The 25,636-nt window shown below is 72.5% G+C and carries 23 protein-coding genes; 12 read left to right on the top strand and 11 right to left on the bottom strand.

Annotated features, from left to right (window positions below; translation table 11 throughout):
- Positions 1 to 49: 49 nt before the first annotated feature.
- Both GGE06_RS39075 and GGE06_RS39080 read right to left on the bottom strand, forming a co-directional pair.
- Positions 50 to 1,804, bottom strand: coding sequence for a glycoside hydrolase family 6 protein (locus tag GGE06_RS39075; RefSeq protein WP_184933038.1), 1,755 nt, complete (start codon positions 1,802 to 1,804; stop codon positions 50 to 52).
- A 16-nt stretch (positions 1,805 to 1,820) separates the two neighbouring features.
- Positions 1,821 to 3,305 (bottom strand): cellulase family glycosylhydrolase, encoded by a 1,485-nt coding sequence (locus tag GGE06_RS39080; protein WP_246533034.1) that lies wholly within the window; start codon positions 3,303 to 3,305, stop codon positions 1,821 to 1,823.
- A 337-nt stretch (positions 3,306 to 3,642) separates the two neighbouring features.
- Between GGE06_RS39080 and GGE06_RS39085 the strand changes: the two genes are divergently transcribed.
- Positions 3,643 to 6,561, top strand: coding sequence for a glycoside hydrolase family 48 protein (locus GGE06_RS39085; protein ID WP_184933040.1), 2,919 nt, complete (start codon positions 3,643 to 3,645; stop codon positions 6,559 to 6,561).
- Between the two features lie 92 nt (positions 6,562 to 6,653).
- Here GGE06_RS39085 and GGE06_RS39090 read toward each other — a convergent pair whose 3' ends face one another.
- Positions 6,654 to 7,763 carry a WD40/YVTN/BNR-like repeat-containing protein gene (locus GGE06_RS39090; protein ID WP_184933041.1) on the bottom strand — a complete coding sequence of 370 codons (1,110 nt, stop codon included), beginning with the start codon at positions 7,761 to 7,763 and terminating at the stop codon, positions 6,654 to 6,656.
- A gap of 313 nt (positions 7,764 to 8,076) precedes the next feature.
- Here GGE06_RS39090 and GGE06_RS39095 point away from each other — a divergent pair, with 313 nt between their 5' ends.
- The 5 genes from GGE06_RS39095 to GGE06_RS39115 all read left to right on the top strand — a co-directional run bounded on the left by GGE06_RS39095 (position 8,077) and on the right by GGE06_RS39115 (position 12,889).
- Positions 8,077 to 8,838 carry a MerR family transcriptional regulator gene (locus GGE06_RS39095; protein WP_116157760.1) on the top strand — a complete coding sequence of 254 codons (762 nt, stop codon included), beginning with the start codon at positions 8,077 to 8,079 and terminating at the stop codon, positions 8,836 to 8,838.
- 477 nt (positions 8,839 to 9,315) lie between these two features.
- Positions 9,316 to 9,912 carry a hypothetical protein gene (locus GGE06_RS39100; protein WP_116157759.1) on the top strand — a complete coding sequence of 199 codons (597 nt, stop codon included), beginning with the start codon at positions 9,316 to 9,318 and terminating at the stop codon, positions 9,910 to 9,912.
- 212 nt (positions 9,913 to 10,124) lie between these two features.
- On the top strand, positions 10,125 to 11,948 hold the full coding sequence (locus GGE06_RS39105; RefSeq protein ID WP_184933042.1) for a DUF8508 domain-containing protein: 1,824 nt from the start codon (positions 10,125 to 10,127) through the stop codon (positions 11,946 to 11,948).
- A 72-nt stretch (positions 11,949 to 12,020) separates the two neighbouring features.
- On the top strand, positions 12,021 to 12,491 hold the full coding sequence (locus tag GGE06_RS39110) for a pyridoxamine 5'-phosphate oxidase family protein (protein WP_116157757.1): 471 nt from the start codon (positions 12,021 to 12,023) through the stop codon (positions 12,489 to 12,491).
- Positions 12,492 to 12,589: 98 nt separating this feature from the next.
- Positions 12,590 to 12,889, top strand: coding sequence for an antibiotic biosynthesis monooxygenase family protein (locus tag GGE06_RS39115; RefSeq protein WP_116157756.1), 300 nt, complete (start codon positions 12,590 to 12,592; stop codon positions 12,887 to 12,889).
- Between the two features lie 54 nt (positions 12,890 to 12,943).
- Here the strand turns inward: GGE06_RS39115 and GGE06_RS39120 are convergent, their stop codons facing one another.
- The 3 genes from GGE06_RS39120 to GGE06_RS39130 form a co-directional block, all read right to left on the bottom strand.
- Entirely contained in the window at positions 12,944 to 13,579 is a 636-nt protein-coding gene (locus GGE06_RS39120) for a LutC/YkgG family protein (RefSeq protein ID WP_184933043.1), read from the bottom strand.
- Between the two features lie 101 nt (positions 13,580 to 13,680).
- A complete protein-coding gene (locus GGE06_RS39125; protein WP_116157754.1) occupies positions 13,681 to 15,105 on the bottom strand; it encodes a LutB/LldF family L-lactate oxidation iron-sulfur protein in 1,425 nt (474 codons plus the stop codon).
- Complete coding sequence (locus tag GGE06_RS39130) at positions 15,102 to 15,818, bottom strand: (Fe-S)-binding protein (protein WP_116157753.1); 717 nt, start codon at positions 15,816 to 15,818, stop codon at positions 15,102 to 15,104. Before GGE06_RS39130 ends, GGE06_RS39125 begins: the two co-directional genes overlap by 4 nt.
- A gap of 253 nt (positions 15,819 to 16,071) precedes the next feature.
- Here GGE06_RS39130 and GGE06_RS39135 point away from each other — a divergent pair, with 253 nt between their 5' ends.
- The 3 genes from GGE06_RS39135 (at position 16,072) to GGE06_RS39145 (ending at position 17,798) form a co-directional block, all read left to right on the top strand.
- Positions 16,072 to 16,299 (top strand): hypothetical protein, encoded by a 228-nt coding sequence (locus GGE06_RS39135; RefSeq protein ID WP_116157752.1) that lies wholly within the window; start codon positions 16,072 to 16,074, stop codon positions 16,297 to 16,299.
- Between the two features lie 13 nt (positions 16,300 to 16,312).
- Positions 16,313 to 16,900: a histidine phosphatase family protein gene (locus GGE06_RS39140; protein WP_116157751.1), complete on the top strand. Its 588-nt coding sequence runs from the start codon at positions 16,313 to 16,315 to the stop codon at positions 16,898 to 16,900.
- A 400-nt stretch (positions 16,901 to 17,300) separates the two neighbouring features.
- The gene (locus tag GGE06_RS39145) at positions 17,301 to 17,798 is read left to right on the top strand and encodes a DUF1877 family protein (protein ID WP_116157750.1); all 498 of its coding nucleotides are present in this window, start codon (positions 17,301 to 17,303) and stop codon (positions 17,796 to 17,798) included.
- Here GGE06_RS39145 and GGE06_RS39150 read toward each other — a convergent pair.
- From GGE06_RS39150 to GGE06_RS39160, 3 genes are all read right to left on the bottom strand, one after another.
- Positions 17,779 to 18,300 carry a hypothetical protein gene (locus tag GGE06_RS39150; RefSeq protein ID WP_147321055.1) on the bottom strand — a complete coding sequence of 174 codons (522 nt, stop codon included), beginning with the start codon at positions 18,298 to 18,300 and terminating at the stop codon, positions 17,779 to 17,781. The two genes, GGE06_RS39145 and GGE06_RS39150, sit on opposite strands and share 20 nt — an antisense overlap.
- 103 nt (positions 18,301 to 18,403) lie before the next feature.
- Positions 18,404 to 19,342, bottom strand: coding sequence for a ketopantoate reductase family protein (locus GGE06_RS39155; RefSeq protein ID WP_116157748.1), 939 nt, complete (start codon positions 19,340 to 19,342; stop codon positions 18,404 to 18,406).
- Entirely contained in the window at positions 19,342 to 19,908 is a 567-nt protein-coding gene (locus GGE06_RS39160) for a winged helix-turn-helix transcriptional regulator (protein ID WP_184933044.1), read from the bottom strand. The genes GGE06_RS39155 and GGE06_RS39160 overlap by 1 nt, the downstream gene beginning before the upstream one ends.
- An 80-nt stretch (positions 19,909 to 19,988) precedes the next feature.
- Between GGE06_RS39160 and GGE06_RS39165 the strand changes: the two genes are divergently transcribed.
- From GGE06_RS39165 to GGE06_RS39175, 3 genes are all read left to right on the top strand, one after another.
- Positions 19,989 to 21,224 carry an ROK family transcriptional regulator gene (locus GGE06_RS39165; RefSeq protein ID WP_184933045.1) on the top strand — a complete coding sequence of 412 codons (1,236 nt, stop codon included), beginning with the start codon at positions 19,989 to 19,991 and terminating at the stop codon, positions 21,222 to 21,224.
- 135 nt (positions 21,225 to 21,359) lie between these two features.
- Positions 21,360 to 22,817 carry an ABC transporter permease gene (locus GGE06_RS39170; protein WP_184933046.1) on the top strand — a complete coding sequence of 486 codons (1,458 nt, stop codon included), beginning with the start codon at positions 21,360 to 21,362 and terminating at the stop codon, positions 22,815 to 22,817.
- A 44-nt stretch (positions 22,818 to 22,861) separates the two neighbouring features.
- Positions 22,862 to 23,572: an ABC transporter ATP-binding protein gene (locus GGE06_RS39175; RefSeq protein ID WP_184933047.1), complete on the top strand. Its 711-nt coding sequence runs from the start codon at positions 22,862 to 22,864 to the stop codon at positions 23,570 to 23,572.
- Positions 23,573 to 23,595: 23 nt separating this feature from the next.
- Here GGE06_RS39175 and GGE06_RS44195 read toward each other — a convergent pair whose 3' ends face one another.
- Positions 23,596 to 24,504 (bottom strand): M23 family metallopeptidase, encoded by a 909-nt coding sequence (locus GGE06_RS44195; protein WP_116157743.1) that lies wholly within the window; start codon positions 24,502 to 24,504, stop codon positions 23,596 to 23,598.
- A gap of 8 nt (positions 24,505 to 24,512) precedes the next feature.
- On the bottom strand, positions 24,513 to 25,583 hold the full coding sequence (locus GGE06_RS39185) for an SPFH domain-containing protein (RefSeq protein ID WP_312883465.1): 1,071 nt from the start codon (positions 25,581 to 25,583) through the stop codon (positions 24,513 to 24,515).
- Between the last annotated feature and the right edge of the window lie 53 nt (positions 25,584 to 25,636).

The raw sequence follows: 25,636 nt of genomic DNA on the forward strand, positions 1-25,636 counted from the left end.
ACGGACGACCCCGAGGGATCCGGATCCCTCGGGGTCGCGCGTCGCGGGGTTACAGCGCCGGGTGGGCGTTCTTCAGGAGTTCCTGGAACTGGGCCGAGAACCACTGGCCAGAGAGCGGGGCGTTCGGCAGCGCGCCCGACATGCTGTTCCCGTTGCGGACGTTGCCCGTGTACGTCGGGTCGCACATCCGGTCGAAGCCCTTGCCCTCGTTGTTCGGGATCTCCTGGGAGGCGCCGTCGGACTCGCCCGGGGGCTTCATCCAGACGTACGCGTCGATGCCCGCGGCCGGAGCCGCCTGGGGCCGTTCGCCGAGGCCCGCACCGGACTGGTTGCACCAGTTGCCGGGGTTGAAGCGCCGGTCGTAGCGGCCGCCGTCGACGTACGTGTCGACGCTGGTCGTCGCGCCAGGACCGGTGGGCCGCGCGGTGCCGCCCCAGCCGTTGCGGGAGGTGTCGATCAGCATGCCGATGTTGCCGTCGAAACCGAGCGAGACGAGTTTGGTGCGCATGGCCTGGGCGTACGACAGCTCGTCGGTGTACCGGTTCCAGTCGACCCACTTGGACTGGCGTACGGAGACGCCGTTCACGCTGTCGCCGATCGTGAAGTGGTCCTCCTTGAGGGCGCTGTAGTTGGCGGTGTTGACGATGAAGCCGTGCACGTTGGAGAGGGTCGAGCCCTCGGCGGTGGCGGCCTGCTTGAACAGTTCGGCGGAGGCGCCGAAGTTGTCGTCCCAGCCGAGCCAGCCGTGGTGGCCGGCGTCGACGTAGTTGTAGACGTTGGCGATCGCGCCGAGCTTCTTGAGCGCGTATCCGACGCCGGTGATGTAGTTGCCGTTCGCCTTCATGACGTCGCAGTTCGGGGTGGCCGTGGGACGCCCGGAGACGTTGGTGACCAGGTTGGGCAGCGAGTCGATCTCGACCGTGGTGACGATCCGCAGCCCCGCGTACTTGGAGTCGGCGAGGATCGCGGCGATCGGGTCGATGTACTCGGTCTTGTAGCGGCCGATCTCCGTCGGGCCGAGCTCGCCGTTGGAGGCGAGGGCGGCGCAGTCGCGGCCCGGAAGGTCGTAGATGACCAGCTGGACGACGAGCTCGCCGGAGCCCTTCTGCTTCAGGGCCTCGTCGAGGTGGGCGCGCAGGCCCATGGAGGTGCCGGAACCGTTGACGGCGGCGATGCGGTCCAGCCAGATGCCGGTGGGCTGGTTCGAGACCTTGGTCCCGCCGGGCTCGGCCGCCGCCTTCGCGGACCACTCGGGATTCACGTACACCTTGGCGCCGGCGTACGGGTTGTCGGCCTTGGTCCCGGCCGGAGGCGTCGTCGGCGGGGTCGTCGGGGGAGTGGTGGGAGGGGTGGTCGGAGGAGTGGTCGGGGGGTCGGTCGGCTGGGTCGCGGTGTTGCAGGTGACGCCGTTCAGCTTGAAGGTCGCCGGCACGGCGTTGGTGCCGCTGTACGAGCCGTTGAAACCGAAGGAGGTGGAACCGCCGGTCGTGAGCGCACCGTTGTAGGACATGCTCTTGGCGGTGACGGCGGACCCGGACTGGGTGATCGTGGCGTTCCAGCCCTGGGTGACCTGCTGGTTGCCGGCGAAGGACCACTCCAGGGTCCAGGCGGCCACCGGGTCACCGGTGTTGGTGACGGTCACGTTGGTGCCGAAGCCGGTGTTCCACTGGTTGGTGATCTGGTAGTCGACCTTGCAGCCGGGGGTGGCGGCGCCGGCGGTGGCGCCGAAGACCGTGGCGGTGGCGCCGGTCGCGGTGACGAGGCCGAGGGCCGCCAGGAGGGCGGTGCGGCTGGTGCGGCTCATGAGTCGGGGGTTCCTCTCAGGGGGTGAGGGCGCGCAGGTGGTCGCGCAGCCCGATGCCGAAAGCGGTGGGGGTTCCGTCGTACGAGGTGATCAGCGCGGGACCGGACCCGCAGTTCCAGGTGTTCCAGGTCCAGCCCAGGTACGAGAGGCCGCGGTCGTCGAACCACTTCATGACGCGGTCGACGAACGCGTGGGCGCAGGTGTTCTCGCCGATCTCGCCCGCGAGGAGGGGTACGTGGGCGGCCACGGGGGCGAGGGTGTTGTTCCAGCACGTCTCGTCGGAACAGGTGTTGAAGTTGTAGACGTGCCAGGCGGCGGCCAGATTGCCCGCCGGGTCCGTGGGGCGGTACGTGAGCCACTGGCTGAGGTCGTTGGAGTACGCCAGGCCCGGGACGAGGACGAGGTTCTTCGCCCCCGTGGTACGGACGGCGTCCACCAGGTCCTGCATGCCGGCGACCTCGTAGCCGATGCCGGGGCAGGCGCCGCCGTCGCGCCAGCAGGTCCAGGCCTGCGTGGCGGTGGAGGTCGCCCGGTCCGGATAGGGCTCGTTGAACAGGTCGAAGACGACCCGCTTGTCGTTCTTGAAGGTGTCCGCGACCGAGGTCCAGAAGGCCGGGGTGTACTGGGCGTCCGGCATCGGTTTCTGGCAGGAGGCGTGCACGTCGGAGCAGCCGGACGAGTTCCCGGTGTACTGGCCGTGGGTCCAGTGCAGTTCGACCACGGGGGTCATGCCGTGGGCGAGCACCTTGGCCACCAGGTCCTTGACGGCGGCGATGTAGTTCGCGCCGCGGTATTCGGGCTTGATGTTGTCGAGGCCGAGCCAGCACTCCTCGTTGAGGGGGATGCGGACGGTGTTGGCCTTCCAGTCGGCGATCGCCTTGACGGACGCGTCGTCGACGGGACCGTCCCAGATGCCGTAGCCCTGGACGCACATGAACTCGCCGCCGGAGCGGTTGACGCCGAGGAGTCGGCGGGTGGCGCCGTTCTGGTCGGTGAACCTGTTGCCGGAGACGCTCAGTTCGGGCGCGCCGGTGGCGGGGGTCGGGGGTGTCGTCGGCGGCGTGGTCGGGGGAGTGGTGGGCGTGGTCGTCGGGGTCGTCGGGGTGGTCGGAGTGGGGGTCGGTGTCGGCCCGTCCGCGGTGCAGGGCGTTCCGTTGAGCGTGAACGCGGTGGGTGCCGTGTTGGTGCCCGTCCAGGAGGCGATGAAGCCGCCCGAGACCTTCGCGCCCGTACCGAGCGCGCCGTTCCAGCTCTCGTTGACGACCGTGACGGACGCCCCGGACTGGGACCACTTGCCGCCCCAGCCCTGACTGATCACCTGGCCGGCCGGTAAGTCGAAGCCGAGGCTCCACCCGGTCAGCGCGGCACTGTTGTTGGTGAGGGTCACGGCACCCTGGTAGCCGCCGGCCCACTGGCCGACGACCGAGTACTCCACCGTGCAGACGGGTGCGGCCGAGGCTCCGGCGGCCGTACCCACGACGGCGAGAGCGGTGCTCGCCATCGTGAGCGCCGCTCCTGCGAGCAGCGCGGAAAGGCGTGGGGGATGTCGCATGAGCGAGTCCTCACAGCGAGGGCACACCCCTGACGGTGTGCCGACTGGATGGAATCGCTCCCACTGGGTCGGGCAGACCGTAGCGTCAACAGCCGCCAAGGAAAAGAGGAGTTGGGTAAATTCCCCGGCTTTTGGCTTCGACTTCCTCACACACCTTGACGGCAGGGGACCCCAACTGCACAGTGGGAGCGCTCCCACTGGTTCACGGCTTGACCGTCACACGTCGCACCGTCGCACTTCGAGCTCTTCGCACCCCCACCTCCCGAGCCGCGAGGAGAACCACCGCATGGCACGACTCCGACCGAGAACGCGCCCGCGCCGGCAACTGACCGCCCTGGCCGCCGCGCTCTCCCTCCCCCTCCCCCTCGGCCTCACCGCCGTCGGCGCCACCACGGCCCAGGCCGCCGCCGTCCAGTGCAGCGTCGACTACAAGACCAACGACTGGGGTTCGGGCTTCACCGCCGAACTCACGCTCACCAACCGGGCCGCCGAGCCCCTGAACGGCTGGACGCTCACGTACTCCTACGCCGGCGACCAGAAGCTCACCAACGGCTGGAACGGCGTCTGGTCGCAGTCCGGCAAGAACGTCACGGTGACCAACGCGTCCTGGAACGGCACCCTCGCCGCGGGCGCCGCCGCCACCACCGGCGCCCAGTTCACCTACAGCGGGGCCAACGCCGCCCCCACCGGCTTCGCCGTCAACGGCACCACCTGCGCCGGCGCCCACCAGCCCCCGGTCGCGGTCCTGACCAGCCCGGCCCCGGGAGCCGTCTACACGGAGGGCGACGCGGTGCCGCTCGCCGCGACCGCCGCCGCGGCCGACAGCGCCACCGTGAGCAAGGTGGAGTTCTACAGCGACACCACCCTCCTCGGCACCGACACCACCGCGCCCTTCACCTACAGCGCGAGCGGTCTCGCCACCGGCGCCCACTCCCTCTACGCCAAGGCCTACGACAGCCTCGGCGCCTCCGCCGAGTCCGCCCCCGTCGGCATCACCGTCGCCGCCGGACCCGCGCTCGTCGCCACCCCGAGCCGGCTCGGCGTACGCCAGGGCAGCACCGGCACCTTCGACCTGAAGCTCTCCACCGCCCCCACCGCCAACGTCACGGTGAGCATCGCCCGTACCTCCGGCAACACCAACCTCACCGCAACCCCGGCGAGCCTCACCTTCACCCCGGCGAACTGGAACACCGCCCAGAAGGTGACCGTCGCCGCCGCGGCCACCGGCACCGGCTCCGCCGTCTTCACCGCGGCCGCCCCCGGTCACGCCAAGGCCGAGGTCACCGTCACCCAGCTGGCCGCGGACTCCACGTACGACGCCCGCTTCCTCGACCTCCACGGGAAGATCACCAACCCGGCCAACGGCTACTTCTCGCCCGAGGGCATCCCGTACCACTCCGTGGAGACCCTGATCGTCGAGGCGCCCGACCAGGGGCACGAGACGACCTCGGAGGCGTACAGCTACCTCATCTGGCTCCAGGCCATGTACGGCAAGATCACCGGAGACTGGAGCAAGTTCAACGGCGCCTGGGAGACCATGGAGAAATTCATGATCCCGACCCACGCCGACCAGCCCACCACCTCCTCCTACAACGCCTCCAAGCCGGCCACGTACGCCCCCGAGTGGGACCTCCCCTCGCAGTACCCGGCGAAGCTCGACTCCGGCGCGACCTCCGGCTCCGACCCGATCGCCGCCGAGCTGAAGAGCGCCTACGGCACCGACGACATCTACGGCATGCACTGGATCCAGGACGTCGACAACGTCTACGGCTACGGCAACGGGCCCGGGAAGTGCTCCGCCGGACCGACGGCGACCGGCCCCTCGTACATCAACACCTTCCAGCGCGGCCCGCAGGAGTCCGTCTGGGAGACCGTCACCCACCCCACCTGCGACAACTTCTCCTTCGGCGGGAAGAACGGCTACCTGGACCTCTTCACCGGGGACTCCTCCTACGCCAAGCAGTGGAAGTACACCGACGCCCCCGACGCCGACGCCCGCGCCGTCCAGGCCGCCTACTGGGCCGACCTCTGGGCCAAGGAGCAGGGCAAGGGCGCCCAGGTCGCCACGACCGTCGGCAAGGCCGCCAAGATGGGCGACTACCTGCGGTACGCGATGTTCGACAAGTACTTCAAGAAGGTCGGGAACTGCGTCGGACCGACCGCCTGCCCGGCCGGCACCGGCAAGGACAGCGCCCACTACCTGCTGTCCTGGTACTACGCCTGGGGCGGTGCCACCGACACCTCGGCCGGCTGGTCCTGGCGCATCGGCTCCAGCCACAACCACAGCGGCTACCAGAACCCGCTCGCCGCGTACGCCCTCAGCTCCTACGCCCCGCTCAAGCCCAAGTCGACGACGGGCGCGGCGGACTGGGCGACCAGCCTCGGCCGGCAGCTGGAGTTCTACCGCTGGCTCCAGTCCGACGAGGGGGCCATCGCGGGCGGCGCCACCAACAGCTGGCAGGGGCGGTACGCCACCCCGCCGGCCGGCACCCCCACCTTCCACGGCATGTACTACGACGAGAAGCCCGTCTACCACGACCCCGCGTCCAACCAGTGGTTCGGCTTCCAGGCCTGGTCCATGGAGCGGGTCGCCGAGTACTACCAGCAGACGGGTGACGCCAAGGCGAAGACCGTCCTCGACAAGTGGGTCTCCTGGGCGCTGTCGAAGACCACGATCAACCCCGACGGCACCTATCGCGTCCCCTCCACCCTCCAGTGGTCCGGTGCGCCCGACACCTGGAACGCGACGAGCCCCGGCGCCAACGCCGGACTGCACGTCACCGTCGCCGACTACACCGACGACGTCGGCGTCGCCGCCGCCTACGCCAAGACGCTCACCTACTACGCCGCCAAGTCGGGGCACGCCGAGGCCAAGCGCGTCGCCAAGGCCCTCCTCGACGGCATGTGGGACCACCACCAGGACGCCCTGGGCATCGCCGTGCCGGAGACCCGCGCCGACTACAGCCGCTTCGACGACCCCGTGTACGTGCCGAGCGGCTGGACCGGCACCATGCCGAACGGCGACGCGGTGAACTCCTCGTCGACCTTCGCCTCGATCCGTTCCTTCTACAAGAACGACCCGGCCTGGCCGAAGGTCGAGGCCTACCTGGCGGGCGGCGCCGCCCCCGTCTTCACCTACCACCGGTTCTGGGCCCAGGCGGACATCGCCCTGGCCATGGGCTCGTACGCGGAGCTGCTCGAATAACGGCCCGCCCCGCGAGAGCGGGCTCCGCGTACGACGAGGCCGGGCGGCCCCCCACTCGGGGGTCCGCCCGGCCTTCGGGCACGACGGGATCGTCAGCTCGGCGTGCCGACCTCCTCCACGCCCAGGTACATGACCGAGGGGCGGACCGGGTTGAAGGCGATGGCGGACACGCCGTCGAAGGCGTTGTGGGTCTTGGTGATCACGCCGGTGCCCGCGTCGAGGCGGAACAGGTCGGTGCCGTAGCCCATGAAGTACGTGCCGTACTCGAAGTGGAGCACGTTCGGGTCGGACGGGCTCGGGGCGAGCAGGGTGCTGTTGGTCAGCTTGTGCTCGGCCGTGTCGTCGAGGATCTTCGCGAAGGTACGGCCGCCGTCCGCCGAGCGGAACAGGTGGCGACCCTCGTTGCCCGAGCCCGGGACCGCCTCGGCGAGGTCGACGCCGATGCCGTAGACGACCGAGGGGTCCGCGGGGGAGACGGCCGTCCCGAACAGGTTCGCGGGGCCGGAGGACAGGCCGGTGGAGGCGGTCCAGGTCGCGCCGCCGTCGGTGGTCACCGCGCCGCCGCGGACCATGGCGCCGGCGACGGCGTGGTCCGGGTCGGTCGGGTCGAAGGTCACGGAGTAGACGCCGGTGCCCTCGGGGAACGCCGGGGTGCCGGTGACGGTCCAGGTGGCGCCGGCGTTCCGGGAGTCGTAGAGCCGGCCGTCGCCGCCCGCGAGGCGGACGTGCGCGGGGTCGACCGGGTCCGTGCCGAGGCCCACGACGGCTGCGACCGGGGCCGTGAGGCGCGTGACGGTGGTGCCGTCGACGCGGGCGAGGTAGCCGCCGTTGGGCTCCCACGCGAAGGCGCGGGTCCCGGTGCCGGCGGTGAGCCGGGCGGATTCGCTGCCCAGCGTGGCGGCGTGGGTCCAGGAGCAGCCCGCGTCGGTGGAGCGCTGGAGCTCGCTGTTGCGGGTGGCGAGGAGCGTGTTCCCGGCGCCGAGGGCGACCAGGCCGTGCGTGTAGCTGACGGGCTTGAGCGTGCCGCTCGTGCCGGCGAGGTTCGCTCCTTCGTCCGTGGTGAAGGTGACCGCACCGTCGCCGACGACACGGTTGCAGGTCGGGACGGTCCAGGCGGTGGTCGTCGCCGCGGTGGCGGAGGACGGATGGGCGAGGGCGAGGGCAGCGGCGGCCGTGATGACGGCGGTACCGGCTCGCTTCATGGTTGCCTCCCTTGTGGGGTGGGGCGCACGAGGCGCTTGTCGATCTTGTTCTATCCGAGAAAGTTGATCTTGTGCGTCATGATCATTTGCCAAATTTGTTGACTGGAAAGCTTCTTGACGAACGATTTCCTTGAAGGGTCGGTAAAATCGAAAGGAATTCCATGTGGAGTGGATGTCTCGAAGGGGTCGGCATCGCGGATCCGGGAGGTCCCGGGCCCGGGCGCCGGGAGACTTGCGGTTGACGCGGCGGCAACTCCTACGGTCTTCGTGTGGGGCCGGAACAGCCGGTCCCCGGCGAGGGAAGGAAACCGTCATGGCCTGGTCGATCGCGGATGTGGCCCGGATGTCCGGGGTGACCTCCCGGACTCTGCGGCACTACGACGAGATCGGCATCCTGGCGCCCGCGTGGACGGCGAGTGACGGGCACCGTCACTACGAGGAGCCCCAGCTGCTGCGACTCCAGCAGATCCTGCTCATGCGGGAGCTGGACCTCGGTCTGCGCGAGATCCGGGAGGTCCTGGACAGCGGGGCCGACCGCGTGACGGTCCTGCGCGAGCACCACGCCCGGCTGCTCGCGGAGCAGGACCGGCTCGGCACTCTGGCCCGTACGGTCGCCCGCACCATCGCCGAACTGGAGGAAGGTGAGGACCAGGACATGGTGAAGATCAACCGCCCCGAGAACCTCTTCGAGGGCTTCCAGCCCGACCCGGAGGTCGAGGCCGAGGCGCGGGAGAAGTGGCCGGAGGCGTACGAGCAGTCCCGGCAGGCGGTCGAAGGGATGACCCCCGAGGCCGGCGAGCAGTGGCAGCGCGAGGTCACCGCCCAGATGATCCGCTTCGCCGAGCACATGGCGGCCGGCACGCCGGTCAGCGACCCCGCGGTCCAGGCCGAGGTGGACGCCCACTACCAGGGCGTCTGCCGCTTCTGGACCCCGTGCGCCGAGGCGTACCGGGGGCTGGCCCGGACCTATGTCGAGGACCCGCGGTTCCGCGAGAACTTCGACCGGATCGCCGTGGGCCTCGCCGCCTACCAGCAGGAGGCGATGACGGTCTACGCGGAGACCCGGCTGAGCTGAGGCGGGGCGGGGCGGGCGCGTCGACCGCGCGTCCGCCCGTGACCTGGGCGGGCGCGGCGAGCGTCCTCGCCGCCCGTCACCTCGGGCGGGTCCGGCGACTGTCGCGTCCGCCCGTGACCTTGGGTTGGCTCGGTGACCATCCTCGTCGCCCGTGATCTCGGGTGGGTCCGACGGCCGTCCTCGCCGCCCGTCACCTCGGGTGGGTCCGACGGCTGTCCTCGCCGCCCGTGATCTCGGGTGGGCCTGGCGACCGTCCCCGCCGCCCGTGATCTCGGGTGGGCCTGGCGACCGTCCCCGCCGCCCGTGACCTCGGGCGGGTCCGGCGGCCGTCCCTCCGCCCGCTACCCGGGGCCGACCCCCCTCTCGCCCGTGCGGCGGAGGAGGGTCGGCCCCTCGGGCGATCCGCCGGCGGTGCCCGGGCGGGATCGTCGTCGGTGACGGGCCGACCGGCGGCCCACCGGCACCGAGGACCGCATGATGAAGACGTCCCTCCGCGGCGAAGACCGAGCACCGGCCGTCCCAGGGCGGTTCCGTGCCGCCTGGCGCGCCGCCCACACTCCCGTCCCGGGCGTCTCGCGCCGCACCCAAGCCCTCGCCCTCGCCGTGCCGTTCACCGTTCTCCCGGCCGGGCTCTGGCGCCTCCCGGCGGCGTTCGACTCCGGGATCGGCATCGGCGAGCGGCTGTACATCGTCTTCCTCTCGCTCTTCTCCGAGGCCGTCGCGTTCACCGCGATCGGGCTCGTCGCCCGCTGGGGCGAGGTCGTCCCCTCCTGGGTCCCGGTCCTGCGCGGACGCAGGATCCCTCCGGCGGCGGTGCTCGTCCCCGCCGCCCTCGGCGCCACGGCCCTCACGTTCCTGTGGAGCGTGCTGGCACTCGCCACGGAGATCATGGGCACCACCATCCGGGGCGACGCCCTGCCCGCCGACTTCCCGAGCCGGGTCGGTGGCTGGATGGCCGTCTCGTACTACGTCTGCTACACCCCGCTCGTGCTGTGGGGTCCGCTGCTCGGGGTCCTGACCGTCGCGTACGGCAGGCGTCGCGCGAGAAGTGAACGGCATGCGAGGACGGCATGAGAGGACGGCGGTAGAAGGCGGCGGTAGTGACAGGGGCATGGCAAACCGCCACACTGTGCGACGCGCGTAGAAGTGACACGCGTGGAACACCTTCCGGTTTCCTCCGCGCCATGCGCCGCCACTACAACTGCCCTGCCGCCACGGCGTGTCCCCCACCACGTCCGGCGCGGTGCTCCGCGACCCCTCCACGACACCTCGCGAAAGGCACCCCCATGACCCTCCGTCACATACCGGCCCGCCGCCGCACCGGCCTGCTCGCCGCCACCGCCCTCGTCGGCTCCCTCACGGCCGGCCTCCTCGCGCTCCCCGCGCACGCCGCCACCGTCACCATCGCCGCCGTCCAGGGCGCCAAGCGGCTCTCCCCGTACAACGGTCAGCAGGTCACCGTCACCGGCATCGTGACCGCGATCCGCTCCACCGGAACCTCCCGTGGGTACTGGATCCAGGATCCGGTAGGCGACGGCAACCCGGCCACCAGCGAAGCCCTCTTCGTGTACACCGGATCCACCACCCCCTCCACCAAGGTCGGCAACCGGATCACCGTCCGCGGCACGGTCTCCGAGTACTACCCCGGCGGCTCCGCCGAGGGCGGCCAGTCGCTCACCGAGCTGACCTCCGCGTCGATCACGGCCACCCTCTCCACCGGCAACGCCCTCCCCGCCGCGTTCACCCTGGACGCGGCCTCCGTCCCGGACGCCTATGCCCCCGACGCCGGCGGCGGCTCCATCGAGAGCCTCACGCTCGCTCCGTCGACGTACGCCCTCGACCTGTACGAGTCCCTGGAAGGCATGCGGGTCCAGGTCGGCGGCGCCCGCGTCGTCGGCGCCACCACGCCCTACAGCGAGCTCTTCGTGACCGCCGAGCCCACCGAGCACCCCACCCCGCGCGGCGGCACCGTCTACGGCTCGTACGCCTCCCAGAACGTCGGCCGCGTCAAGGTCGAGTCCCTGCTGACCTCCGCCTTCCCGGTCGCCGACGTCGGCGACGTGCTCAGCGGCACGACCGCGGGACCGCTCGACTACGACAACTTCGGCGGCTACGGCATCCAGGCCACCACCCTCGGCACGCTCACCGACAACGCCCTCGCCCCCGAGACCACCCGGGCGCAGACCGCGGGCGAGCTCGCCGTGGCCACGTACAACGTCGAGAACCTCGACCCGACCGACCCGCAGGCCAAGTTCGACCGGCTCGCCGCCGGGATCGTCGGCAACCTCTCCTCGCCCGACATCGTGGCCCTGGAGGAGGTGCAGGACAACAACGGCGCGACGGACAACGGGGTCGTCGCCGCCGACCAGACCTACGCCAAGCTCATCGCCGCCGTCTCGGCCGCGGGCGGCCCGGCCTACCAGTACCGCCAGATCAACCCGGTCAACGACCAGGACGGCGGCGAGCCCGGCGGCAACATCCGCGTCGGCTTCCTCTTCAACCCGGCCCGCGTCGGCTTCACCGACCGCCCCGGCGGCACCTCCACCACCGCCGTCTCCGTCGTGAACAACGGGGGCACCGCGGCCCTCTCCGTCTCGCCCGGCCGGATCAACCCCTCCGACTCCGCCTGGAACGCCAGCCGCAAGCCGCTCGCCGGCGAGTTCACCTTCCAGGGCAAGACCGTCTTCGTCGTCGCCAACCACTTCACCTCCAAGGGCGGCGACCAGCCCCTGCACTCCCGCTTCCAGCCGCCCGCCCGCTCCTCGGAGACCCAGCGCGGCCAGCAGGCCACCCAGGTCAACGGCTTCGTGAAGCAGCTCCTCGCCGTCCAGCCCTCCGCCCGCGTCGTCGTCCTCGGCGACCTCAACGACTTCGAGTTCTCGAACACGGTCACCACGCTGACCTCGGGCGGAGTCCTCACCCCGCTCGTCGGCACCCTCCCGGCCGCGGAGCGCTACACCTACGTCTACCAGGGCAACTCCCAGGCCATCGACCACATCCTGACCAGCCCGGCCCTCACCTCGTACGACTACGACATCGTCCACGTCAACAGCGAGTTCGCCGACCAGGCCAGCGACCACGACCCCCAGGTCGTCCGCCTCGTCCCCTGACGCCTCGTCCCCTCGTCGTCCGCTTCCCGCGCGGTAGTTGGGCCTCCCGGTCGCCCGGGTAACGTCGGCCGCATGACCGACAACGAGGGGACCCTGCGCGACACCGCGCAGCGGAAGAAGGACGTGCTCGCGCGGCTGGAGAAGGAGGTGGACATCTGGGTGGCCTCGGCCGACGGTGACGGGCGGCCGTATCTCGTGCCGCTGGCCTTCCTCTGGGACGGCGACTCCGTCTGGCTGTGCACCCGGCGCACCAATCCGACCGGGCGGAACCTCGCCGCCGGCGGCCGTACCCGGCTCGCGCTCGGGGACACCCGGGACGTCGTCCTCGTGGACGGTGAGGTCACGACGCACCCGAGCGACGACGTGCCGGTGGCGGCGATCGAGGCCTTCGCCGCGAAGTGCGGCTGGGACCCGCGGACGTCCGGATCCGCCTACGTCTGGTTCCGGGTCCGGCCGGTCGCGGTGGAGGCCTGGTACGAGGAGCCCGAGCTCGCCGGCCGGCACATCATGCGCGAGGGCGTGTGGGTCGACGAGCAGGCATGAACCGAACCGTTCAGTCTTGACTGTGAACTGGTCTGTATAGTTCAGTCGTCCTCTGCGGGGCGGCGTCCGCCGTCCGCCGTGACGAGGGAGGCGGGGATATGTTCGCGGTCGTGTACCGGTGGCGGGTCGCTCCGGGCAAGGAGCAGCTGCTCATCGACGGCTGGCACCGGGTGACCGAGGCGATCCACCGCGAGTGCGGAAGCCTCGGCTCCCGGCTCCACCGCGCGGACGACGGCACCTGGGTGGCGTACGCGCGCTGGCCCGACCGCGAGACGCGCGAGAAGTGCGGGACCCCCGACCCGGAGGGCGAGGCGATGATGCGCGAGGCGATCGCGGAGTACTTCCCCGAGACCCGCCTCGACATCGTCGACGACCTCCTGGCCGAACCGGGTCGCTGAACCGGGTCGCCGAACCGGCAGCCGGTCGCCCTCGGGCCCGGCTGCCTTCGCGCGTCAGCCGCCGGTCACCAGGAGGACCTCCAGGGTCCGCGGCCCGTGGACGCCCTCCACCCGGTCGAGTTCGATGTCGCTCGTCGCGGACGGTCCCGAGATCCAGGTCAGCGGCCGCCCCGGGGCGAGCCGGGGGAGCGCGAGCGGCACCGAGGCCACCACCTGTTCCGGGGCCCGCACCACGCAGAGGTGCAGATCGGGGACGAGCGTGAGCGCCCGGCGGCCCTGGCCGGGACCGCCGTCCAGGACGATCGTGCCGGTCTCGGCGATCGCCACCGCGCACCCCGTCACCACGGCGTCCGTGCCGTCCAGTTCGTACGGGGTCAGCCGGGGCTCGTCGAGCCGACGCACGGCCTCGGTCGCGCCGAGCCACTCGTCGGGCAGCCCGGGCGGTACGGCGACGGTGGCCGCCCCGCGTTCCGCGAGGAGCCGCGCGACGAGCCCGGCCACACCGTCCGGCGTGGTGCGGTGGACGTGCGCCCGGTAGTCGGCGAGGTTCTCGTGGAGCAGGTCGAGGAGGGCGCCGGGGGCGTCCGGGGCGTGGCGCGGCAGGTAGTCGCGTGCGACGGCGGGGGGCTCGGGCGCGCCGTCGACGGCGGCCCGGATCCGGGCGAGGACGCGGGCGCGGGAGTCGGTCACGTGCGGCTCCGTGTCTGTGGGTCGGTCATGTGCGGCTCACTGTCCGGGGGGTGGTCATGTGTGGCGGCTCCTTCTCGCGAGGCGGCACGCTCGGGAATCCCTCACGTCCGGTTCTTCCTCCACCACTCGCGGAACGGCTCGGCCGGCAGTTCGGGCAGGTCCCGGTGGTCCGTCCACTGGCGGGCTCCCGGCCCCGGCAGCCGCTTCGGGAGCGCCTTCCGGGCCGCGGACGCGAGGCGCTCGCCCGCGGTGAGGGCGCCCGGGTGGTCCAGGACCCAGGTGGACGCCTTGATCGCGGCCCGCTCCAGGCGGTGGCCCCGGCCGCCCTCCTCGGCCACCCGCTCGCGCAGGTGCACCAGGACCTCCGGGATGTCGATGGCGACCGGGCACACCTCGTAGCAGGCGCCGCACAGCGAGGAGGCGTACGGCAGCGAGGCGTCCACCTCGCTCGCGGTGCCCCGCAGTTGCGGGGTGAGGATCGCGCCGATCGGACCGGGGTAGACCGAGCCGTACGCGTGACCCCCGGCCCGCTCGTACACCGGGCAGACGTTGAGACAGGCCGAGCAGCGGATGCAGCGCAGCGCCTGCCGCCCCACCTCGTCGGCGAGCGCGTCGGTGCGGCCGTTGTCCAGGAGGACCAGGTGGAAGGCGCTCGGCCCGTCGCCGTCGGTGGTGCCGGTCCACATGCTCGTGTACGGGTTCATCCGCTCGGCCGTCGACGAGCGGGGCAGCGTCTGGAGGAAGACCTCCAGGTCCCGCCAGGTCGGCACGACCTTCTCGATGCCGACGACGGAGATCAGCGTCTCGGGGAGGGTCAGGCACATCCGCCCGTTCCCCTCCGACTCCACCACCACGAGGGTGCCGGTCTCGGCGACCATGAAGTTCGCCCCGGAGATCCCGACTTTGGCCCGCAGGAACTTCTCCCGCAGGTGCAGCCGGGCCGCCTCCGCGAGCTCGGCCGGGGTGTCGCTCAGGCCGTCCGGTGCGGGGCGCCCCCAACTGCCCATCCTGTCGCGGAAGATGTCGCGGATCTCGCCGCGGTTGCGGTGGATCGCCGGGACCAGGATGTGCGAGGGACGGTCCTCGCCGAGCTGCACGATGAGCTCCGCGAGGTCCGTCTCGTACGCGGCGACGCCCTCGGCCTCCAGGTGTTCGTTGAGCCCGATCTCCTGGGTGGCCATGGACTTGACCTTGACGACCTCGGTCTCTCCGGTGGCCTTCACCAGGTCCGTGACGATCCGGTTCGCCTCGGCCGCGTCCGCCGCCCAGTGCACGGTGCCGCCCGCCGCCGTCACCGACTCCTCCAACTGGAGGAGATACGTGTCGAGATGGCGGAGCGTGTCGTCCTTGATCCGCTTGCCCGCCTCGCGGAGCGCGGCCCAGTCGTCCAGCTCGGCCACCGCCCGTGCCCGCTTGTCGCGGATGGTGTGGGTCGCGTGGCGCAGGTTGGCGCGCAGCCGCTCGTCACGAACGGCCTCGTGCGCCGCCTTCGGAAAGGCGGGCATCCCCACGAACGTGCCGCTCATGCCCAGGGCTCCTCTTCCGTGCTCGCCAGGATCTCCGCCAGGTGCAGCGCCCGCAGCGGCGCCTCCTGCCGTCTCAGCATGCCGCCCACGTGCAGCAGACAGGAGTTGTCCGCGCCGCACAGGACCTCCGCGCCGGTGGACAGCGCGTTCGTGATCTTGTCGGCGCCCATCGCGGCCGAGACGTCCGGGTTCTTCACCGCGAAGGTGCCGCCGAAGCCGCAGCACTCCTCCGCGCCCGGCAGCTCCACGAGCTCCAGGCCCTTCACCGCCTCCAGGAGCCGCCGCGGCCGCTCCCCGAGCCCGAGGAGCCGCAGGCCGTGGCAGGACGGGTGGTACGTCACCCGGTGCGGGAAGTACGCGCCCACGTCCGTCACGCCGAGCACGTCCACCAGGAACTCCGTCAGCTCGTACACGCGCGGCGCCAGCGCCCCCGCGTCCGTACCGAACGACGGGTAGTGATGGCGGACCATCGCCGCGCACGATCCCGACGGGGTGACGACGTGGTCGTACCCCTCGAAGGCCCGGACCGTGCGCCGTACGAGCGGTGCGGTCTCGGCGCGGTAGCCCGTGTTGAACTGCGGCTGCCCGCAGCAGGACTGCGCCGCCGGGAAGTCGACGGTCACGCCGAGCCGTTCGAGGAGCCGGACCGTGGCCACGCCCGTCGACGGGAAGACGGCGTCGTTGACGCAGGTGACGAAGAGGGCGACTCGCATCACGGTTCCTCGGGACGGCTCGGGTCGGGCGGCGGCGCTGCGGTACGTAGTGTCGCAGGGGCGGCGTGAAGCGGGACCCAGCGCACGCCGAGCAGGCCGTACGGGACCGACCGCTGCGCCTCGTCGCCCTCCGCGCCGCGACCCTCGGCGCGGTGACACCGACGCTGCCGCGCTGACGGTCGCATGGATGTGCGAATCCCTGACGTGCGGGGGATCGCCGGGTTACCCTGCGGCAAACGACGGGGGAGGCACGATGACCGCTCTACTGATCCTGTTCGGCGTACTCGCCGGTGTCGGGGTACTGCTGACCGTCACCCTGCTCCGCAGGGGCGGCAGCCGCGCGGACACGGTCGACGGCATCCTGCAGGAGCAGCAGGCCCTCCGCCAGGCGAAGGCCGACCGGGTCTCCTTCGGCCTCGGCGCCCACAACTCCCTGCCGACCACGAGCGACACCTACGTCCGCCGCAACGGCCGGCCTTGAGGGGGAAGATCCCGTGGGCGAACTGATCGTGATCAGGCACGGTCAGACCGAGTGGAGCCTGTCCGGCCGGCACGCCGGGCGGACCGACGTCCCCCTGACCGGCGCGGGTGAGGCGGCGGCCAGGGCTCTCGCTCCCAGGCTGGCGGGCCGCGATCTGGCCGCCGTGTTCAGCAGCCCGCTGAGCCGCGCCATGCGGACGGCCGAGCTGGCCGGCCTGAGCGGCGCCAAGCCCGATCCCGACCTGCTGGAATGGGACTACGGCGGCTACGAAGGCCTGACCGCCGAGCAGATCAGGGAGTCGAAGCCGGGCTGGGACCTGTGGCGGGACGGCGTCGTCCCCGGCGACGCCGACCATCCCGGCGAGCGGCTCCAGGAAGTGGCGGCGCGGACGGACGCGGTGCTCGGCCGCGTCCGTCCGCTGCTGGCCGAGGGCGACGTCGCCGTCGTCGCACACGGCCATCTCGCCCGCGTGCTCACCGTGCGCTGGCTCGGCCTCGACGCGTCCGCGAGCCGACTCCTCGGCCACCCGCATCCGGGCACCCTCGGCTTCCTGGCCACCGAGGACGGGCAGCCGTACATCTCCGCCTGGAACGTCCCGTAGCGCAAGTCAGGTGCTGCACAGGGGACTTGAGCTCACGGCGGCGGTGGATGTCGGCAGCTCTTCCCGTGCCGACGTCTGCCGCCGCGCCTGTTCCGTGATCCCCTCCGCCTGTCAGCGTGATCGTGCTCGGATCCTTCGGCAGCAGGCAGTCGCCGCGCTCTCCCGCCGCGCGCCCTCATAAGGATCCCCCCGGCCGAAGTCATCGCCGGGCGCGGGCTCGGACGCCCGAACTGCTCGCGCAGCCGCCGACGATCGAGTACACCGACATCCTGGCGGCCAAGATCCCCGGAGGCGCCGGCTGAGTGGCCGCAGGCCTCGGGCGGCTCGTTGTCAGTGCCGTCGACTACGTTCGGTGTGATCGGTCCGGGCGGCGGGCCGTCGTACCGGGGGAGTTGTCGCGGTGAGCATCCACCTGCATTTCCGCGCCGTCGCGGAGTCCGAGATCCGGGATGACCACACCTGGCTCGCGGCGTTCATGGCCGAGGCCTGGGACAGGCACGCCGAGGAGTACGCGGCCGGCGTCACCGATTCGATCTCGAAGTCCTGGGACTCGGTCAACGAGCTCTACACCGCGGCCGATGTCGCCGGCACGGGCGCCGAAGGCCCCTGGACGCTGCCGATCTACGGCGGCCGCCCCGTGGCCCACAGCCCCGAAGCCGACCTCGGCAACCCGCCCATGATGTACATGGACCCGCCCGAGGTGTCCCGGGCGGCGGACTTCCTCGCGGGCGTCTCCTTCGACGAGCTGTGGACCGCCGTCGGCAGGGGACTCTGGGGCGGCGGTCCGGACGAGGCGCTGTTCCGGCAGTGCCACCTCGAACACCACGAGTCGCTCCGGGGGTTCTACGGACGGGCCGCATCGGCGGGTCATGCCGTGATCAAGGTCGTGTGGGCGTGAGCCGCCGGCGGCGACGGTACGCGATCGCCACCGCCGCGAGCAGCGGGGCCCAGGCCGCGAGCGGGAGGTAGCAGACGAGGAAGAGGGTCTTCTGGAGCGTGCTCTCGGTGAGGTTGCCGGGGGAGTACTGGGCGATGCCCGAGACCGCCACGTACGTGAACCAGCAGGTGAGAGCGGCGAGTCCGAACGCCCCGGACAGCGCGGCGAACGTCGCGCCCCGGGCGGAGACCGGACGGCCGCCGAGGAACGGCAGCCGGCGGGGGAACACCTCGCCCCACTCGCGGACCAGACCCAGCGTCAGGAAGGCGAGGAGTTCGGCGACGGCGGTCAGGACGAGTTGGTAGACGGCCAGGCCGAGCGGCTGGTCGTGGACCCGGGCCACCGGCGCGCCGAACGTCAGGCCGACGCGCCAGAGGCCGGACGGCAGGACGACCAGCGGGACGGCGTGGGCGGCGACGACGGCCCATCGGGGCACGTCCGGCAGGGCCTTGAGTCTCATCATGCAGTCCAGACTGCCGCCGGACCGGATGCCCCGGCGTCGCCCCGGCGGCCGCACCGTCTCCCCCGTGCGGGGGAGGCGGCATCCTCCCGTCAGACCCCTGCCGTCAGGCCCCGGCGGTCGTGACCCGCCGCTGGTGGACGCGCAGGTGCAGGGTCGCCAGGTCGAGCAGCGGGGTCGGCACGCCGAGGGAGCGGGCCCGGGAGGTCAGGTCGCCGAAGAGGTGCTCGACCTCGGTGGGCCGGCCGGCCGTCAGATCGCGGTAGAGCGACGGCACCATCGGCGAACCCGGCGCGGACACCACCGCGAGCGTCGCCGCCCGCTCCTTCTCCGGTACGGGGTGCCCGGCCGCGGCGGCGACCGCCGCCGCCTCGTCGAGGAGCGCCGGGCCGAGGGCGGGGCCGCCGGGCGCGTCGTACACGTCGCCGACCGTGCCGCGCATCAGGCTCGTCAGCGCCCCGAACGTCGTGATGAACACCCACTTGTGCCACATCGCCGTGAGGACGTCGGCCGGCACCGGCGCGTCGATCCCGGCCCCTTCGAGGACCTTGCGGATCCGCTCCACGCGCGCGGAGACCGTCCCGTCCTGCTCGCCGAAGGCGAGATGGGCCAGCGGCGCGAGCCGCCGGATGTCACCCGAGTCGTCGAGGGTGGTCACCACCTTCGCGACGCCGCCGAGGACCGCCGGTGCGCCGAAGCGGGCGTTGAGGGCGTCGATGTGGGCGAGGCCGTTGAGGAGCGGTATGACGGCCGTGTCCGGTCCGACGGCCGGTGCGACGTCCTCGATCGCCCGGTCGAGCCCGGTGGACTTCACCGACATCAGGACGAGGTCGTACGGCTCGCTCGATTCGCGCAGCTCGTCGGCCGTGACGAGGCGGGGCTCCACCGTCCACTCCTCGTCCCGCCCCACGACCCGCAGCCCGCGCTCGCGCAGCGCGGCCGCCCGGGCCGGGCGGACCAGGAAGGTGACGTCCTCGCCGGCACGGGCGAGCAGGGCGCCGAAGTAGCCACCGGTGGCACCGGCGCCGACGACCAGGATCTTCATCAGGGTGAACCCTTCGTGGGGCGCCCCGAGGGCGCGGTGGTCAGCAGGGGGGTGAGCAGCCGGTGCGGCCGGGCGAGTGCCGCCGTCACCGGGTCGTCGTCCGGGGTCGAGGGGGCGAGCCCCGGGCCGGGGGCGACCAGGACGTCCTGGACGGGGACGGCCGCGCCGCAGCCGGTGCAGCGCCCGTCCGGTTCGAGCGGGGCCTCGTCCGCCGCGTGCAGGAAGACGCGGCGCGGGCCGCCTCCCGCCGCGTAGAACTCCTCGCCCCAGCCGGTGAGCGCGCGGACGGCCGGCCAGAGGGCGACGCCCTTGGGCGTGAGCCCGTAGACCTCGCGGCGGCCCGTGCCCGTCCCGGGGCGGCGCGCCAGGACGCCCGCCTCGGTGAGGGTGGCGAGCCGGTCGGTGAGGACGGCCCGGGGGACGCCCAGATGCGCGGCGAACTCGCCGAACCTGCGGACCCCGTAGAAGGCGTCGCGCAGGATCAGCAGCGTCCATCGCTCGCCGACGATCTCCATCGAGCGGGCGAGGGCACAGGTCTGACCGCGGTAGTCGCGCGGAAGCGTCACGGGCTGAGCGTAGCGCAGAAGAGTTCGGTCACCGAACTGTTTTCAGGTGAGCGAAAGGGACGACTAGGCTCTGGCTCACCATGAACCACCCCACGGAACCCAAGGCCGACAAGTCGGGAGTGCGACGGCACAACCTGAGCCTCGTCCTGCGGACCGTCCACGAGGCAGGCGAGACGACGCGGGCGGCGGTCGCGGCCCGCGTCGGGCTCACCAGGCCCGCCGTCTCCTCGCTCGTCGAGCAACTCCTCGACCTCGGCTTCCTCGTCGAGTCGGGCAAGACGTTCAGCGGGCAGGCGGGACGGCCGGGCACCGTCCTCAAACCGGCCGACACCGGACCCGCCGGCCTCGGCGTCGAGATCAACGTCGACTACGTCACGGTCTGCGTCGTCGACCTGACCGGCACCGACCGGGTCCGCCGCACCGAACACCTCGACAACCGGGACGCCGACGCCGACGCCGACGCCGACGCCGACGCCGCCGGCGTCCTCGCCCGCGCGGCCCGCATCGCCGCGGAGGCCCTGGAGGCCGCGGCCGCCCTGCGCCTCGCCCCGGCCGGCGCCGGGCTCGCCCTCCCCGGACTCGTCTCCGGCGGGAGCGTCCGGCAGGCGCCCAACCTCGGCTGGAACGAGGTCCCCGCCGAGACCCTCTTCGCCGAGGCCCTCACCGAGCTGCGTCCCGGCACCGCCGGCCTCCCCCTCACCTCCGACAACGAGGCCAACATGGCCGCCCTCGCCGAGCTGTGGTTCGGCGAACTCGGTGACCTCCGGACCTTCCTGCATCTGACGGGGGAGATCGGCGTCGGCGGCGCGATCGTCGTCCACGGCGAACTCCTGCGCGGCGCCCACGGATTCGCCGGCGAGATCGGACACCTCGTCGTCGACGCCGAAGGACCGCGCTGCCGCTGCGGCTCCCGGGGCTGCCTGGAGCAGTACGCGGGACAGGCCGCGCTCCTCGCCGCGGCGGGTGCCGACGACGTCCCGGACCTCGCGCGCCGCGCCGAGGCCGGGGAGCCGCGCGCCCTCGCGGCCCTCGCCGAGGCGGGCCGGATGCTCGGCCGCGCCCTCTCGGGAGCCGTGAACCTCCTCGACCCCGAGGCCGTCGTCCTGGGCGGGATCTACCCGCACCTGCTGCCCTGGCTGACACCCGCCCTCACGGCGGAGCTCGCCGACCGCGCCGTCTCCGGCCTCTGGACCCCGGACGCCGGGCGCCTCCGCCCGGCGTCCACCACCACGGACGCCTCGCGCGGCGCGGCGGCCCTCGTCCTCCACGACGTCCTGGCGGACCCACTGGCGTACGCGACGCCGATCGGCGGCTGAGAGCCCCGCCGCCGATCCGGCGTGCGCAGCCGCAGCCGCAGCCGCAGCGGCCCCCCGCCCCGGCCCGGAGCGCTCTCATCCCGCTCTCACGCGGGCCTTATCCCGTCATCACACGGCGCCCCTAGCTTCGCGCCCATGTTCTTCACCTACCTCCGGCGCGAACTGCGCCGTCGCAGAAAGGCGGCGCTCGTCGTCGCCTCCGGGCTCGCGCTCGGGATCGCGCTGGTCATCGTCGTCGACTCCGTCTCCTCCGGCATGAACCGGGCCCAGGGCAAGGTCCTGGAATCCCTCTACGGCCTCGGCACGGACCTGACGGTGACCAAGGCGCAGGAGCGGCCCGAGGCCGGCGCGCAGCCGCAGCGGCCCCGGTTCGAGTTCCAGGGCAAGGAGGACGGCGAGGAGCAGAGCAGCGACCGGCTGATGGTCCAGGGCTTCCAGACCCTCGCCGACTCCACCGTCGGCACGGTCGCCCGGCAGCAGGGCGTCGACCGGGCCGTCGGCGGTCTGAGCCTCGTCAACCTGAAGATCGACGGCGAGTTCAAGCGCGGGCAGGTCCAGCGCGGCCAGGGGCAGCAGGCTCGGCCCGCCGGCCCGGACGCAGGCCCCGGCGACACCGTCACCGGCGGCGGCGCCGCCTTCGACGTCGACTCCTTCACGATCTACGGCACCGACGTCACCGCCCCCGACCTCGGCCCCCTCACCACCTCCACCGTCTCCGAGGGCCGTACCTTCAAGACCACCGAGACGAACGCCGAGGTCGCCGTCGTCGACAGCGCCTACGCCCAGCAGAAGGACCTCTCCGTCGGCGACGAACTGACCGTCAAGGGCGTCACGTTCGGGATCGTCGGCATCGCGACCGCCGACCGCGGCCAGTCCGCCGCCCAGGTCTACCTGCCCCTCAAGCAGGCCCAGACCCTCTCCGACTCCGCCGGCAAGATCACCACGATCTACGTGAAGGCGACCGACTCGACGCACATCGACGCGGTCAAGACCGCCATCCAGAAGAACGTCTCCGGCACCACCGTCACCACCTCCGCCGACCTCGCCCAGACGGTCTCCGGCTCGCTCGACACCGCCGCCGGCCTCGCCTCCGACGTCGGCACGTGGCTCTCGTACGCCGTGCTGCTCGCCGCCGTCCTCGTCGCCGGGCTCCTCACCTCCTCCGCCGTCGGCCGCCGCGTCCGCGAGTTCGGCACCCTCAAGGCCCTCGGCTGGAAGAGCGGCCGGGTCACCCGCCAGGTCGTCGGCGAGGCCCTCGTCAACGGAGTCATCGGCGGCGCCCTCGGCATCGCGATCGGCCTCGCCGGAGCGTACGCGGTGACCGCCGCGAGCCCGACCCTCACCGCCGAACTCGGCGCGAGCGGTGGCGGGTTCGGCGGTGGACGCGGCGGCGGCATGGTCTTCGGCGGCCCCGGTGCGGCCCGTACGGCCGCCGGAAGGACCGTCGACATCGCCCTCACCGCCCCCGTCAGCGTCACCACCGTGGGCCTCGCCGTCCTCCTCGCCCTCGGCGGCGGGCTCGTCGCGGGCGCCTTCGGCGCCTGGCGTGCCTCACGGCTGCGCCCCGCCGACGCGCTGCGCCGCGTCGAGTAGCAGCCGAACGACCGCACCCACTCACGGACCACAGGAGTCCCACCATGTACGAACTCATCGGCGTCACCAAGCAGTACCGGCGGGGGCAGCAGAGGGTCGACGCGCTCGCCAGGATCGACCTCACCCTCGCCCAGGGGGACCGGCTGGTCATCCAGGGGCCCACGGGCGGCGGCAAGTCGACCCTCCTCCAGATGCTCGGCGGGCTCGACCGTCCCACCTCGGGCCGGGTCCTGCTCGACGGCACCGACCTGGCCGCGCTCTCCGAGCGCCGGCTGACGGCCGTGCGCGGCGAGAACATCGGCTTCGTCTTCCAGAGCTTCAACCTCATCCCCACGCTCACCGCCCAGGAGAACGTGGAGACCGCGCTCGTCCCGCTCGGCGTCAGGGCGGCCGAGCGGCGTACCCGGGCCGCCGAGGCGCTGGAGTCGGTCGGGCTCGGCGAGCGCCTCGGGCACCTGCCGTCCGAGCTGTCCGGAGGACAGCAGCAGCGCGTGGCGATCGCCCGCGCCCTGGTGAAGCGGCCCAAGGTGCTCCTCGCCGACGAACCCACGGGCAACCTCGACGAGTCGATGCGCGACGAGATCGTGGACCTGCTCGAAGGGCTCTGCGCGGAGCACGGGCTGACCTTCGTCATGGTCACCCACGACAGCGCCGTCGCCCGCCGGGCCCCTCGTCTGGCCACGATCCGGAAGGGCCGGATCACGGTCAGGGAGAACCGGCGGACGACGGCGGACCGGAGCGTGGTCGAGGCCTGAGCGGTCCGAGGGGCGGCACGGACCTACACGGAGACTCCGTGGCTCCGCAGATAGGCCAGCGGGTTCACGTCCGAGCCGAAGTACGGCGTGGTCCGCACCTCGAAGTGCAGGTGTGGACCGGTCACCCGCCCGGTCGCCCCCGACCGCGCGATCCGCTGCCCGCCCGACACGCTCTGCCCGGGCCTCACGTCGATCCTGGAGAGGTGGGCGTACTGGGTGTAGCGGCCGTCCGGATGACGGATGACCACCTCGTAGCCGTACGAGCGGCCGTACCCGGCCGTCACCACCCGGCCGGGACCCACCGCGCGGACGGCCGTGCCCGACGGCACCGCGAAGTCCTGCCCCGTGTGGTAGCCCTTCGACCAGGAGCCCCGCTGTCCGTAGTGCCCCGTGTAGACGTACGAGGAGACGGGTGCCGTCCAGCCCCGCGAGGTGGGTGGCGTGGGGGCGGACGGCTGCGCGGGGCGGCCCGTCCGCTGCGCGTACGTCGAGGCGTGACTGGTCCAGTACCAGTGGCCGCGCGACGGGTACCAGTAGACGCGGCACCGCGGGTCCCAGCCCTGACGGCCGTGGAAGACGGGTTCCCGTGTGCGCGCACCGCCCCCGGAGGCGCCGGCGCGCTTTTGGTACGTGGCGTAGTGGCTGGTCCAGCGCCACTCGCCCGCCTCGTTCCGGAACCAGTACTTCGAGCCGTCCCAGCCGGCGTGCGCCGGGGCGGGTTCGGCGGCGGCCGTGCCCGTGCCCGCGCCGGTCAGGGCGACCACGCCGACGGTGGCCACGACCGCGCGGCGCACCCCGTGCAGGGCGCGCTGCCCGCCGGGTGTCCGGCCGGAGCGGGCCGCGTCCGCGCAGCCCGCGCACGCGCAGTCCCGGGGTGTCTCGTCGGCGAAGGCGGGCGCGTCGAATGCGGGGGTGCGGTCGTTCGGGTCCATGGTCCTCGTCACTCCTGGTTCGGGTCGGCCGGGCCGCCGCTCCGGGTGTAGAAGGCCACGGTCAAGTCCTTGACCAGGGCCTGGCGTTCGAAGTCGTCGAGCTCGACGAGCCCCCGGGTGGTCAGCCGGGTGACGGTGTCGTCCACGGCGTCGATCACGCCGGTCAGGACCGAGTCCCGGTGCTTGGCGTCCAGGACGGCGATCTGCCGCCGGCGCATGGCGGCGGCGACCTCGGGGGCGTACTCGATGCGGGTGGGCTGGGCGGAGAAGACGGCGACGCCGACCGGCCGGCACTCGGCCGCGAGCATCCGGGTCAGCGCGTCGCCGACCGCCTCGGCGTCCCGCAGGGTCGGCGCGTCACCCCGGAAGGCGTCCGCCGGCAGTTGGGACAGCACGCGCGCGGTGGCCGCCTCGACCTGCTCGCGCAGATAGCCGAGGTGGTCGTCGACCGCGAGCAGTGCGCGGGCCGTGTCCCGTACCGACCACACGACCAGGACCACCACGCGCAGCGCGGAGCCCTCGGCGTCGACGACGGCGATGGGTTCGCTGCGCCAGTGCCGCAGGCGTACGTCGATCCGGCGGCGCAGGACGAAGGGGCTGATCCAGACGAGGCCGGTGCGCCGGACGCTGCCCCGGTAGCGGCCGAAGAGCGAGAGGACCCAGGCGGAGCCCGTACGGCCGCGGGTCAGCCCGCCGAAGGCGACGACGGCGACGACCGCGCAGCCGGCGAGCGCGGCCCACTGCCACGGCGGCAGTTCGGCCGTGCGCAGGGGGCGGGCCCGCCACAGCGCCGCCGCCGCGCCCCCGAGGGCGGTGAGGCCGGTCAGGACGGCGACCCAGCCGGGGACGGCGGGACCCGGACGCTCCGTCAGGTCGGGCTCGGCGGGCGGCGGTCGGCGGGGGAGGGTGACGGCCGTGGCGGTTCCGGCGGCCGGTGTCGCGGACGTGGGTGCGGTCCGGGCGGGCCGGGCGGGCCGGGCGGGCCGGGCCGGGTCCGACCGGAAGAGGTCGTTCATCGGTATGCCGTCCGTGCTCCGGCGGATGCGGACGGGCAGGGGCCGCTTCTGCGTCTCGGTCATGAGGCCCTTCCGGCCGTTCCTGAGGTGACGGCTCGTCGGATGATCTTCACGCA

It is taken from the genome of Streptomyces nymphaeiformis (genome assembly GCF_014203895.1).
In the GTDB taxonomy this organism is placed as follows: Bacteria; Actinomycetota; Actinomycetes; order Streptomycetales; family Streptomycetaceae; genus Streptomyces; species Streptomyces nymphaeiformis.